The organism is Rubritalea sp. (assembly GCF_051252225.1).
Classification (GTDB): Bacteria; Verrucomicrobiota; Verrucomicrobiia; order Verrucomicrobiales; family Akkermansiaceae; genus Rubritalea.
This window is the reverse complement of sequence record NZ_JBPOGE010000015.1, coordinates 1-12,568: the sequence shown is the minus strand read 5'-3', so window position 1 is coordinate 12,568 and position 12,568 is coordinate 1. Positions and strand designations below refer to the sequence as shown.

The following is a 12,568-nucleotide window of genomic DNA, read 5'->3' as shown; positions in this document are numbered from 1 at the left end:
TCCCACTATCTAAACTGGTACTGGAATTTCAGACAAAATGGACTCTACAACACTTCTGCCTGTACGTCCTGAATATTTGGCCTCGTTACTGAGAACAAGTCGGTGAGCGATCACATCAACCGCTATATCTTGAATCACCTCTGGAGTCACAAAATCAACACCTGCCATCACACTTCGTGCCTGTGCCACCTTCATCAAAGCTAGCGATGCACGCGGGCTCGCTGGTAACTTGATATCAGGGTTATGACGCGTAGAGGAACAGAGCTGCACCATATAGTGCTTTAGTTCTTCACTCACTCTCACTCGTGAAATCAACCGCTGCCACTCGAGAACATCTTCCTGACAAACCACAGCTTCCACTGTTTCTACTGGATGAATCAGACCTTGCTGGTCAGTAAGAATCTGAACTTCCTCCTCCATCCCCACATAGCCCAGCGAACACTGCATCATGAAACGATCCATCTGAGCCTCCGGTAACGGGTAGGTCCCCCTAAATTCGACAGGGTTTTGTGTAGCAACTACAAAAAACAATCCATCGAGAGTATGCCTCACACCTTCGATAGTCGCTTGCTTCTCAGCCATCACTTCCAACATAGCGCTTTGAGTACGCGGTGAAGCCCTGTTGATTTCATCCCCTAACAAAATGTTAGAAAAGATAGGACCCTTGTGAAACTTAAACTCCGCAGTTTTAGGGTTTATCACCGACACTCCTAATATATCTGAGGGTAGCAAGTCAGGAGTGAATTGGATTCTCTGAAACTTCGAGTTCTCAATAGTAGCTGCTAGAGCCTTAGCTAGCGTTGTTTTACCAGTCCCAGGGAAATCCTCTAATAAGACATGCCCCCCTGCACCTAAACAACAAACTAACCGTTCAATAAGGGGCTCCTGTCCACGTATCACCTTAGAAACAGCCCCTACTATCTTATTACCAACCTCAGAAACTTCACTCATTTTGACTTACCTTCTATATCCATACGCTCTACTTCCTTATTAGCTAGAGCTACTGCTTCGAAATATTCTTTTTTAAACCCCTCAAGCTGAGCCTCTTCGATTAACTTTACTGTCTTTCTATTTTCAAGCGCTTGTCCACGTCCGTGCTCAAAATAGTAGAGAAGCGAAGGAATCATTCTCGTGTCGCCCTTCAATCTAACAAAAGGGTAAAACAGGTACTCCTTTGCCGTCTCATCACCATAGTCAAGACTCACTATTCCCATTGCCACATTTTCAGCCTGCACCACCTTAACCCAGCGGAAAACACAGTCATCTCTCGAGCGACCTCTAGCGTCAGCCCCGATAGCGCGCAATGTTGATAGTTCTCCCCCTTTAGTGATCGCTATGTTTGCTGAAAGCTTATTTAACTCCCCGCTACGCAAACTGTCTTCATATTCATTAAATACGGCTGGAAGCTCAGCATACTCTCCTAATGCTTGTAACTCTCCTTGTTTGACCTCTAAAGCATCAGGTAATAACGACATCAACACATTCTCATCACTCGCTTGCTGAAACTCTCGATACTTCTCCAAACGGGCATTATCCAAAAAGGCTTCCAAATCTCTCTTCGAATATTTCACAGGATCAACGTACCAATGATTTGCTTGCTGAACATACCGTACTGAAACTAAGGAAAATCGCTCAGGACGTGGCCAGTTTTCTACCAGGTAGATTAAATGCGCATCACTCTCCGAATAATCTGCATAAATACGAGACACGTTACTCACTGAATCAGACGTCAATTTTTTCCACAGCGTGAGATTAAAGTGATTCCTTCTTTGCTCTGGAGCTATGAGCTCCACATACTCCTCAAGGTCCTTTTTACTCACTGCTGTCTCAAACAGCTCAACTATTTCGCCAGAACTTTCCACCGTAGCAAGCGGGATATTATCTAGGATGCTCTGCTGCACCTCTAAAAGCCTCACTTGATTAAAACTATGTAGATTTGAAGCACGAAACGGCGCTTCAGGAAAATCTCCATTAGAATTTATTTGTAATGCATGCGGCAGCTCCAAATACCATTCACTGCCGACCTTCTTAAATTTAAACTCTATAATCTGCTGAGTATCCTTTTTCTCATATGGCAGGTAGAGACCTAGACTTACTAGCGAAGTTTCCTTTATATCAGGAAGAACTGCATACAGATACTGTTCATGCATAAGGGTGCTCCACAAGCTTACTCTATCTATCGAATTAAATGCGCTCACTAGAGTTTGCCGAACAAAAGGATCTGACGTGTCATGGTCAACACACGCCAGTGCCGAAATAATATCATTGGATCGACAAGCCTCTATAAAATATTGGAGAACTTCTTCTTTTGTCGCACCCAATAATTGCTCAGACGAACTCCGAATCAGGGATTTACTATCCTCATACTCTCGCTCTCTTTGAGAGAGTCGATCTCTCATATATTCACGCTGCGCAGATATTGCCCAAGCCTCTAACTCAGCTAGATCTTCTAACACTTCAGCGCGATACTCCCCATAGCCAGTATAAGTGAACAAGCCTGCGATAGGAGCAGCCTTCCATTTTCCGTCGACACGGCAAAAAGCGATTGAAAGAATATCCTCATAAAAAGGATCCAGAGGACGAGTAATTGCGACAAGTGCAATACCAGCTTCCCCATTAGTTTTGCTTGCTAGAACTTGAAACTCACTTTCCGCTGAATAATAGATCGCTCGCTTTTTCTTCAGCCGATCTATGAGCCACCCCCTCCTACTAGGCTGCAGGTTATCAGCAATTTGATAGTCACTAACATCAATTTCACTAGAGACCTCTTGGGCGGCAATGAAGTCCATCACAATTTGACCTGTCCATGAGTTAGTCCCCCTTTCAGCGAATACTTGGCTGAATAAAAGACACAGAACAGCTCCTAATCTAATCAAAGTCATTAGTCTTCGAGCAACTCGTTAAAAGCATCATCCGCGGACTTCGTTTCACCTTCTAAAAGCTCTCCATTACTCTTCGATTTTTCCTCGTGATTCATCACTTCTGATCTAGACAGCACCTTAGCAGTAAAGTCGTCAGACAGATCTCCAAGCTTACCTGAAAGTACTATGCTCTCCCATAAGTAGCCATCTTTCGCCGTACTAAACACTCCTGCTTTCACTGAGCTTTCAATGATTTTTTTATGCTCAATTGGCACTCCCACTTTTATTTCACCTGAAACAGAATCATCACTGGCTACAGTAAAATCACCCAGTATTATCAGCCTATCCCTCTGGATAAGCCTCATGTTATTTAGGCTCAAACTCTGCGAATTTTTCTCAAGCTGAAGTACAACTTCATCTGTAAATGTAGGCCTCCTATACCATTGTTTTCTTAACACTTTAGAAAGCTCTGCCAAAAATGGAAACCCGTAGAATTGCATTTCCGTAAAACTCAAATCAGCGTCAAGTCTCTCAAGCCTACCCTCTAGTCGATTGTAAACCACGGTCGCCCCCTCGCCACTCCCGTCTCCACGGAAAACCTCTGCTAAGGGTTCCCCTAAAATCATTTTAGAACTCACCGACTCAATATCTAGACCCATTGTCAGCACTGGATCAGATTCATAAGCTATCTCCCCCTTTAATGAGAGAGCTGCTTGCGACTTCTCACTTTCAAACCGTATAGCACACTCAAGCCTATCATCTAAAACCCTTACTAACCCTTGGCTAATCTCGAACTTCTCGATAATAGGAAGATTCATAACTCCTCCATCTAACAATAAGTCTAAAGAATTCGTACGTTGCCGCATGGTTACTCCCACACGCTCAGCCCATTTTCCCTTTTGCCCATCGATCACTATATCGAGCGAATTGCATCTCAAAGACTCCAGATGAAAATCATCTGAAGCACTACTTGATCCTACAGGAGGGCTCTCGCCACCGGCGGATAAAGTGAGTAGGCCTTGCTTAGCATTGACTCTATCTATCTGCCAATTCGAGCTGAGTAAACCACCAGGCAGGTATTTTGTTTTGAGATCACTTAGTTGAAGAGATCTGAGCCACAGCGTATTATCCGGCCATTTGGCACCTATGGACTGAACTCCCGCTTGAGTGTAATCAGCCTCGAAACCTTTCATTTCAATTTGACTACCTGACTGTTCTTGAAGAGCACTAACAAGCCGATCCTTAAAGGTACTGCTATTATGGTAAGCGATAGAAAACGAGAAGCCTAATGTTACTATAAACATTATGACGAAAACGATAATCAAAAGAATCAGATTACGTTTTCTCTTTTTAAACTGAGAGACCTTATGAGCCTGATGGCTTCGACGATTCTTGGAGCGTCTGCGAATGACGACTGAGCCATCATCGCGTACTACCTTTTCGCCCTCTCTGCTAGACTTACGTTTACGTACTCGTCTTCGCCTCGTTTCACCATGTTGAGTCTTATCCAAATTCAAACGATACACTAAACTCAAATAACTACCTGCACCAGCTTATCTATCACGCCAAGGCGTCCCCGTAGGGTCTTGGATTTCGACATTCACGAATATCAAAAGTGCACGATCAATTTTGCGAGTTCCAGAGCTCCTAAAAAATCTACCCACAAAAGGAATGTCACCTAATACAGGTACTTTATCTTCAACGTCAGTAATACTACTCTGCTGGAGTGAGCCAATCACAATATTAGCTCCATCCTGGACAGTCACTGCAGTACCTGGATAAATTTTCTTAAATACAGGTTGTAGGATCGCATTCTCACTGATGATTAAAGGAGTAGGTAAACCTGTAATGGGATCGGGAAGTGAGGTCTGGATAGGTGAGCCATAATTGACAAAGCCTTCAAAATCTGTCTTCTCGATATCCATCTGAACATCAACATAGTTTCTATCCTCATGAACAGCGAGCTCCACCTCCATGTCCAAACCGATAAGACGTGTATCAAACGCTGTAGGATGTGATGGAGTGACGGGAAAAGCCCCGCCAGAACTATTGCTATTAATAGTATTCGGTAACTCAGGTGGCTCGTACTCTGTCGGATAAATAAACTCGCGACCACTAAACAATGTAGCCCTTTCACCAGGTCTCGCGATTACTGATGGAGCATCTAAAGATTCTAAACTCTCCTTTTGAGCTAAACCTCTCATGATCACTTGTACATCAGTTGTAGATAACACTAAGGCTGAAGGTGCGCTGTCTAAGCCAGAAGTGGCACCATCACTAACGAGTGGGCTATTTCCAAATTCATTCACACTGTTAAACATGTACTCTCCGGAACGATTACCGGCTGTAACTGGAGATAACGTTGAGGCTGCATTACCTTGCCCGCTGAATGGTCGGCCACTACCTGTAGAACCGCCGCCTACGCCAAAGCCTGTAGACTCATCATTGGTATTTCCAACTAACCAATCAAATCCCAGCTCCTCTAGGTCACCCATGGCTACGTCCATAATTGTCATTTTCATGACGACTTGGATGCTTTCAGTGCGAGAGAAATTATGAAGGTATTCCTCGATCATGTTAAGATTCGAAACCGTATTTGCCACCATCAAGGTGCCAGCACCTGGAATATATTTCGCCGATGCTCCATCTGGAAAATTCACCCCGAGTTGGGAAAGGTAATCCTGAGCTGAGACTCTAGCAGAAAGAACAGTTGCTGACGCATCAGTATCCGCAAACGGGTCATCATTCTGAGTTACGCTACTAGGAGATGCATCTCGCATGAAACCTGGCGGCACTCGGAAAGTTCTACGTCTAATCTCAGAATCTGCGGTACCATAGGGTGTAATTAAGACGGCATGATCATCAACCATCCATTGTGTGCCAGTTGCTTGATTCACATAATCTAACACCTCTTCAAGTGGGACATTTCGTAAATTAAGATTGATACGTTTATCAGTAATTTCTCTATAAGAATCTGAATCCGTAGCGCCAAGGTTAAGCACAAAGTTTAAGCCTTTTTTCTCTTGATCAAGGGTAAGCTGATCGAATTCACGCGACCATTCACGGATAACATCATAAGCTTCCTGAATAGAAGCATCTTGAAAATCTACAACTGGGATAACAATTTGTCGGAGTTTTGCTCCGCGGACTTGCTGAATACGGTCATGCTTTTCATTGAGTAAGTCCGCTTCATTTACAAAATTTGCTTCCCGAGCCACAGGTGACTCCCAAGCGCCATCCACTCTACTTAGAAGCTCAGCACGGCTTTGGTCATACGCTGTCTGCTGATAATTAGAGATGAGTTGATTCACACGCTCCATACCACGTCGCGCTGCTACATTATATCGATCGATCTGTAACACCTCTTCATAAGCTAACAAAGCTTGATCAAATTGACCTAAGTTAACATATCCTTCTGCGTTATAGAGCCATTTACGCACACTTTCAGTATCACGAGTATGCTCGACTGTGAGCGCTGGGTTAGTACGAATAGGATCATCTAACTTTGCTAACATTGATTTAGCGCCTAAATGATCAGGCGCTACATTTTCCTCTAACACAGATTCCATCAAAGCTCTGGCTTCAGGGTACTGACCAAAACGCGCTAACTGTTTTGCGTACTCCACTGCGGATTGAGCATAGCGCTCAGAGGTAACAATATATTGCTCTTCACCCAGACCTGCTTTTGGCACCAAAGCCAATGCCGATTTGTACTGCTGCACAGCCTCTTCATAATCTGCTTGCTCGTATGCTTTATCTCCAAGAGCCAGCATTTCTCGAGCCAGCAACACATTCTCAGATCTCCGGGCAGCCTCTCGACTAGCAACGCTCTGTGAATAATCATCTGCAAGAAGATGAGGCACAGTGGCTAGTACAAAACTGCATAGAAAGCTCCCTTTCAATAAAGCATTTCCAAACCGAGGGCCTATTCCACGGTGTTTTAAATGTGATCTGATCATAGGTTGAGGGTGCTTATACACAGAGAGATCACTGACAGTAAGCTCAAAATTGGGAAAATTTCAGCTTTCCTTAGAATATTACTTTTTAAAAGAAATCTAACCAGCCCCCAAGCCCAATTACCTTTTAGCAAGCTTCCTCTGTACACTTTGGTTTACCTCGAACTCACGTACCATACCAAAGGTAAACTCTAACTGCTCTAATCGCACTGTAGGCTTACTTCCCTTTTTTAAATCAGCAAGCACTTGAGAAGCTTGCTGCACAGTGGATTCTAATAGAGATATAAATGTGTTCATAAACACACATACTCAACAGGCCATAACGCAAGTCAATGGATTATTCACGAAAAAATGGGTGGGTTTGAATTTTATGCGTGCCATCTCGCTGAAGACTGCTTGTTTAGGGGCTCCCTATTCACAAAAACCTACATTTCAAATGTCAGATTACCATGTTTACCCTCACGTCGACACCTACTTAAGTCTAGGCGTAGAGTATGATTGCTCAGATATTCACCTAGCTACAGCTAGCCCTCCCTGTTGGAGGCGCTTTGGAAAACTCCAAGCTATCTGGGATGAAGCCCCACCTCTAACAGCTGATGACACCGAAAACTTGGTGAAATCATTTTTAACCGAAGAGTTGTGGGAACTTCTCCACAAGAGAGGTGATGCTGACTTTGCCTACCAAAATGAGTTAGGCCGTTTCAGAGCCTCAGTGGTGAGACAACGCCTAGGCTATGACATGGTCTTCCGCGTCATTAACACTCACATTCGCACCATTGATGAGCTTAAGCTTCCTAAAGAACACCTCATCCCTCTCACTCGCTACCACAATGGACTTCTTCTAGTCACCGGCTCAGTCGGCTCCGGTAAGTCAACCACCATGGCGGCCATCATCGACTTCATTAACCAAGACCGAGAGGATCATATCCTAACACTTGAAGACCCGATCGAATATGTCTTTGAATCAAAAGGCTGCCACGTTAATCAGCGTGAAGTCCACTCACATACAGAATCCTTCCCAAGAGCTCTGCGTGGAGCCTTACGTGAAGACCCTGACATCATTGTTGTCGGTGAAATGCGCAACTTGGAAACCATTTCTCTCGCCCTCACAGCGGCTGAGACAGGCCACCTGGTCATAGCCACTCTTCACACTGGTAACGCACCCAGAACACTCGACCGTATTCTAGATGTTTTCCCAACAGATCAGCGAGACCAGATTCGCGTCATGGTAGCAGAATCACTCAGAGGTGTTATTTCACAGCAGCTCATTCCGAATGCTAAGGGCGATGGACGCGAGCTAGCTCTTGAACTGTTAGTAAATACTGCAGCTGTAGCGGCATGTATACGAGATGGTAAAACCTTTATGCTCCCTGGCATTATGCAAACAGGTAAAAATGTAGGGATGATTACCATGGATGAATCCATCAAGAATCTCTATATTAAGGGCCGTATCAGCCAAGAAGAAGCCTACTTCAGAGCCGAAGATAAAAAGCTCATGAAAACTTATTTCAAATCCTAACAAGCCACTAAAAAAGAACCAACTTATCGTTATGGCTATCATTGATAAATATTTCCAAAACCTCGTCGAATCAGGCGGCTCTGACTTACACCTAAGTGAAGGGCAAGTACCTAAACTGCGTATCCACGGCGGCGTTCACCCAATTGAGGGCGAACCAGTTCTCGAAGCTGAGAACTTTAAAAAGATGCTCGCAGAAATATGCGACCCAAAGCCCTTTGAGCAATACCTAGAGGAAGGCGACCTCGACTTCGCCTATGAGATGGACGAACAATCCCGTTTCCGATGTAACTATTTCAAACAACGTCAAGGTCTTGGAGCTGTCTTCCGTCTAATTCCTACCAAAATTGCCACTCTAGAGCAACTCGGTATCCCAGAGGTAGTGAAACGCTTTGCTGACATCCGATCTGGTCTTATTCTTGTGACAGGACCTACCGGATCAGGTAAATCCACCACACTGGCTGCACTGTTAGATTACATCAATACGAATACCCGCAAACACATTATCACTGTTGAGGAACCCATCGAGTTCGTGCATAATAACAAGCAATGTATCATCACTCAGCGCGAAGTACCTCACCACTGTCCGACTTTTGCAGATGGTCTTCGGGCCTCCCTGCGTGAAGATGCAGAGATCGTTCTCGTTGGTGAGATGCGTGACTTGGAAACCATCTCCCTCGCACTCACTGCAGCCGAGACTGGCATGCTAGTCTTTGGAACTCTTCATACCAATAACGCTCGTAAGACAGTTGACCGTATTATTGATGTGTTCCCTGCTGATCAGCAATCCCAAGTCCGCACCATGCTTGCGGCTTCACTCCGAGGAGTACTTGCCCAGCTCCTAATGAAGCGCTGTGACAACGGTGGACGCGTGGCAGTTAACGAAATCATGTTTACGACTCCTGCGGTGGCCTCCATCATTCGTGAAGGTAAGACACAAAAGCTCTATGATGTCATCACTCAGGGGAAAGCCGAAGGTATGCAGTTCATGGATGAAGCCATCTGGGACAAACTCCGCGAAGGGATCGTAACTCCTGAGGAAGCCTACATGAAAGCCATCGATAAAACGCGCTTTAAGAACTTCCTCCCACCTGAAAGCCAAAGCCTAGCTGAAGCGTCTGGTGAGAGCCCTATGGGTCACTAGCAACCAAGTATATCTCACAAAAATCAACTATACTCAGGCCTAACATTTGAAAGTGTTAGGCCTTACTTTTTTTTCACCACAATTCTCTAATCTCAATGCGCAGTGTTTGTTTTTGTTTAGCAACTTTTCCAGTGTCAGCCCGAACTTCCGTTTCCTTGGACTTCGCGGTCTTACTTTCCAACTCTCTAACAATAGACATATTTTCTAAATGCATCGCAGCCACTTGCTTCTGAATGGTTTCATCTTTCCATTCACCGAGCATCCCACCCTTATAAACAACCCAGCGTTTATCATTAGCGCTTCCCGTCAGGAACGGAGAATACGCAATAAGTCTATAGCGGTTGCCTCCCCTGATCTCTGCCGGTCCAGACCCTACGTACACCCAGTTCTCCTTCTCGCCAGTTTCTGGTCGAATCGCAAAAATTGTTTCAGCCTTTGATGCACACATTTGAAGCCCTGAAGGCTCCACTCCATGTGCCTTCACATATGCCGTATATCCCTTGCCAATGAGACGCATTCGTTCCTTAGAAGTCTCTTCTCGCAGCTCAATACTTTCTTCCAAGCGCTCACTCATCAAAGCCAACAGCACATAATATTTCTCAGCGCTCAACCCTTTCTCAGATGCTACATCGAATAAAAACTGCGACAACGGGTCATCAAGTTGCGCTAATTCATATTTCTTAAGCATATTCTGCCAGTCATACCCCTCGTAGTCTCGCTTTCTACGTTTTAAATCCCTGAGTTCCTCTTCATCTATTTCTCCAGCTTCAGAAGCTTGCCAGCTCTTTACTATGCGCTCTCTAGCTACAGACATCCTCTCCTCCTGAAGAAGTTCAGGATGTTTTCTCAGAACCTCACCAGCTAACTTATCTAGTGTCTTTTCTAAACTAATAGGAGCAGCAATAGCTAAAGTACTCGATAAAAGTACACTAAGCAGCAAGCACACGCGGGAAAACATAGATTATATTCATAACCTAACAAGCCGCCAGACTTCAAGAAATTCCAGTCTAAAAAACTTCTTACTGAGTATCTGTCGGTAGTTTTAGAAACTCTCTGCGATTAGGAGATGTCATATATCCCCCGTTACGCCAACTTTCGTATTCTTTCCAACCTTGGGTAATCAAGGATTTGCTGAAGCTCTCGGCGTTTGTACTGCCTAGAACAATGACTACTAACTCTACAGGAGTCGCCCTCTGGGCTCCATCAGCTAGGCTCTCTAGATAGGAATCATGATTGGCTACCACACTATAGTTCTGCCCAGCTAGTCGACTGTATGCAAATTTTAGCCCTTCCACCTTCAAGGCTGAGTTGAGCAGTTTATTGCTATTAATAACGGTCATTTGAGACTCGCTACCATCAGCGCGCAGGACCTTTAGACTGCGCTGCTTTTGCTTAGCATAGAAGGTGAAAGCATTGTTCGTTGCCAATGTCACAGAGAGCTTTGCTTGATCGGATGCTGTTGAAAACGTATTACTTTGCCAGACATCAGCACCAGACGGAGAATAGTAGCGCGTTTTCATCATACCTAATGAGCGTGCTAGATTATTCATCTCAGATATAAAAACATCTACAGGGGTGCCAGCTGTTGGCCGACGACGCAATAAGTCAGCCCCTACGTGCTGGGCTATCGTCAGTGATGAAACTGCATCCTCGGTGAGAATTACCGCATAGAGTGCATCGCGTAGGCTAATGCGGTCACCTGCCTGCAGATTCAGCGGGTTTACATCTTGCGTGTGAAAAGCATGTGCCGGCACAGTCAGCAAAGTAGAGCTACTCATGCTCGCCATCCGCGCCCAATCCAGTGCAACTTTAGCCGTAGTCATATGTGCTAGGCTTGCGATGGGACGCTTGGTCTCGGTACCCGAAGCTAAAAGAACCCTCTTGGAATAGCGCTCAACTACTATGTAACTCTCCTGTGCTACACAGAAGGACGTGATGGCTAAAAAGATACCAGAGAGAAGAACTAAAATACGCATAATGAAATAATACAGACGGCGGTAGAATAATCTCCTTCGGCTCAGAAGCAACCCCGAATCTACCAACCGACTGCGAAACCACTTGCCTTTTATAGCATCTCATGCTCAACGTCTGCCAGCTCGACCTACAAGTGCTCCTTCCGTAGAGACTTGTAAAATGCCAAATACAACGCTGAGCGGGTTCTAGATAACGCAACGCTATCGAGCCATTTTCACACTGCCGATGAAGAAAAGCACACTGTGCCAGCATCGGGTGAAAAGAGAACCAACTATGTATTTGGCATCCATACGCCCAGCGCCAGGACCAAGTAATACATCCGACAACATGTCTGAAACACAGAAACCAAATCAGGGGAACCGCGAAGGCGGCAACCGTCGCCCACGTCGCAACAATAGCAACAACAATAACAACAACCGCAATCGGAACAACCGTAACAGGAACCGTAGCAACCAGCCCCCGAAACCACTCGAACTAACCTTCTGGCAAAAGCTCCTCAAAGCAGTCGGTCTTTTCGATGAAGAAAAAGTACGCAAGCAACAGCGTGACCAACAACGCTCTAAAAAGCCAGCTCAGCAAAAAACGACAGCCCCTAAAAGCAACGTTCGTAATGCTAAAACTAGTGAAGACAAGCCACAGCGCCGCAAGCCGCAGCCAGTAGCAGTCGAATCAGCTCGTCTCTACGTAGGAAACCTTTCTTACGATGCGACTGAGTATGACCTAGAAGAACTCTTCAAAGGAGTGGGCACTGTAAAGAAAGTAGAAATCATCTACAATCGCAACACTCACAAATCTAAGGGCTACGGATTTATCCAGATGCTCAATAAAGAAGAAGCTGAGCGTGCTGTAGAAGTACTCCACGACCAACCATTCATGGGTCGCCAACTCGTAGTAAACGGCTCGAAGTCGCGCAAAGAAGGCGACACCTCAGGTGAAGAAAACCAAGCTAATTCAGCTGAGTAATCCACCTCAATACTTATTTAAAACCTCAGGCGCTCACTAGAGCCCTGAGGTTTTTTCATTTTATCACACTCGACATCTCTCACTTCTCACTTCTCACTTCTCACTTCTCACTTCTCACTTCTCACTTCTCACTTCTCACTTCTCACTTCTCACT

At 45.1% G+C, this 12,568-nt stretch carries 10 protein-coding genes; 3 read left to right on the top strand and 7 right to left on the bottom strand.

Annotated elements, in window-relative coordinates; all coding sequences use genetic code 11:
• Nucleotides 1–9 precede the first annotated feature (9 nt).
• The 5 genes from ACSHX2_RS12145 to ACSHX2_RS12125 all read right to left on the bottom strand — a co-directional run bounded on the left by ACSHX2_RS12145 (nucleotide 10) and on the right by ACSHX2_RS12125 (nucleotide 7,114).
• Complete coding sequence (locus ACSHX2_RS12145) at nucleotides 10–951, bottom strand: AAA family ATPase (protein ID WP_435693220.1); 942 nt, start codon at nucleotides 949–951, stop codon at nucleotides 10–12.
• Nucleotides 948–2,882, bottom strand: a complete 1,935-nt coding sequence (locus ACSHX2_RS12140) for a hypothetical protein (protein ID WP_435693219.1) — start codon at nucleotides 2,880–2,882, stop codon at nucleotides 948–950. Before ACSHX2_RS12140 ends, ACSHX2_RS12145 begins: the two co-directional genes overlap by 4 nt.
• Entirely contained in the window at nucleotides 2,882–3,679 is a 798-nt protein-coding gene (locus ACSHX2_RS12135) for a hypothetical protein (protein ID WP_435693218.1), read from the bottom strand. The genes ACSHX2_RS12140 and ACSHX2_RS12135 overlap by 1 nt, the downstream gene beginning before the upstream one ends.
• A 735-nt stretch (nucleotides 3,680–4,414) precedes the next feature.
• Entirely contained in the window at nucleotides 4,415–6,724 is a 2,310-nt protein-coding gene (locus ACSHX2_RS12130) for an Amuc_1098 family type IV pilus outer membrane protein (RefSeq protein WP_435693217.1), read from the bottom strand.
• Between the two features lie 213 nt (nucleotides 6,725–6,937).
• The gene (locus ACSHX2_RS12125) at nucleotides 6,938–7,114 is read right to left on the bottom strand and encodes a hypothetical protein (protein ID WP_435693216.1); all 177 of its coding nucleotides are present in this window, start codon (nucleotides 7,112–7,114) and stop codon (nucleotides 6,938–6,940) included.
• A 139-nt stretch (nucleotides 7,115–7,253) separates the two neighbouring features.
• Between ACSHX2_RS12125 and ACSHX2_RS12120 the strand changes: the two genes are divergently transcribed.
• Together ACSHX2_RS12120 and ACSHX2_RS12115 are read left to right on the top strand one after the other, a co-directional pair.
• Nucleotides 7,254–8,336 (top strand): type IV pilus twitching motility protein PilT, encoded by a 1,083-nt coding sequence (locus ACSHX2_RS12120; protein WP_435693215.1) that lies wholly within the window; start codon nucleotides 7,254–7,256, stop codon nucleotides 8,334–8,336.
• Nucleotides 8,337–8,367: 31 nt separating this feature from the next.
• The gene (locus tag ACSHX2_RS12115) at nucleotides 8,368–9,477 is read left to right on the top strand and encodes a type IV pilus twitching motility protein PilT (protein WP_435693214.1); all 1,110 of its coding nucleotides are present in this window, start codon (nucleotides 8,368–8,370) and stop codon (nucleotides 9,475–9,477) included.
• Between the two features lie 73 nt (nucleotides 9,478–9,550).
• Here the strand turns inward: ACSHX2_RS12115 and ACSHX2_RS12110 are convergent, their stop codons facing one another.
• Both ACSHX2_RS12110 and ACSHX2_RS12105 read right to left on the bottom strand, forming a co-directional pair.
• Nucleotides 9,551–10,435 carry a hypothetical protein gene (locus ACSHX2_RS12110; RefSeq protein WP_435693213.1) on the bottom strand — a complete coding sequence of 295 codons (885 nt, stop codon included), beginning with the start codon at nucleotides 10,433–10,435 and terminating at the stop codon, nucleotides 9,551–9,553.
• Nucleotides 10,436–10,496: 61 nt separating this feature from the next.
• The gene (locus tag ACSHX2_RS12105) at nucleotides 10,497–11,453 is read right to left on the bottom strand and encodes a D-alanyl-D-alanine carboxypeptidase family protein (protein ID WP_435693212.1); all 957 of its coding nucleotides are present in this window, start codon (nucleotides 11,451–11,453) and stop codon (nucleotides 10,497–10,499) included.
• A 325-nt stretch (nucleotides 11,454–11,778) separates the two neighbouring features.
• Between ACSHX2_RS12105 and ACSHX2_RS12100 the strand changes: the two genes are divergently transcribed.
• Nucleotides 11,779–12,414 carry an RNA recognition motif domain-containing protein gene (locus ACSHX2_RS12100; protein WP_435693211.1) on the top strand — a complete coding sequence of 212 codons (636 nt, stop codon included), beginning with the start codon at nucleotides 11,779–11,781 and terminating at the stop codon, nucleotides 12,412–12,414.
• Nucleotides 12,415–12,568: the final 154 nt, after the last annotated feature.

Coding starts and splice junctions, on each gene's coding strand:
- ACSHX2_RS12140 (WP_435693219.1), bottom strand. CDS start 2,882: ATGACTTTGATTAGATTAGGAGCTGTTCTGTGTCTTTTATTCAGCCAA.
- ACSHX2_RS12115 (WP_435693214.1), top strand. CDS start 8,368: ATGGCTATCATTGATAAATATTTCCAAAACCTCGTCGAATCAGGCGGC.
- ACSHX2_RS12135 (WP_435693218.1), bottom strand. CDS start 3,679: ATGAATCTTCCTATTATCGAGAAGTTCGAGATTAGCCAAGGGTTAGTA.
- ACSHX2_RS12120 (WP_435693215.1), top strand. CDS start 7,254: ATGTCAGATTACCATGTTTACCCTCACGTCGACACCTACTTAAGTCTA.
- ACSHX2_RS12100 (WP_435693211.1), top strand. CDS start 11,779: ATGTCTGAAACACAGAAACCAAATCAGGGGAACCGCGAAGGCGGCAAC.
- ACSHX2_RS12105 (WP_435693212.1), bottom strand. CDS start 11,453: ATGCGTATTTTAGTTCTTCTCTCTGGTATCTTTTTAGCCATCACGTCC.
- ACSHX2_RS12125 (WP_435693216.1), bottom strand. CDS start 7,114: ATGAACACATTTATATCTCTATTAGAATCCACTGTGCAGCAAGCTTCT.
- ACSHX2_RS12110 (WP_435693213.1), bottom strand. CDS start 10,435: ATGTTTTCCCGCGTGTGCTTGCTGCTTAGTGTACTTTTATCGAGTACT.
- ACSHX2_RS12145 (WP_435693220.1), bottom strand. CDS start 951: ATGAGTGAAGTTTCTGAGGTTGGTAATAAGATAGTAGGGGCTGTTTCT.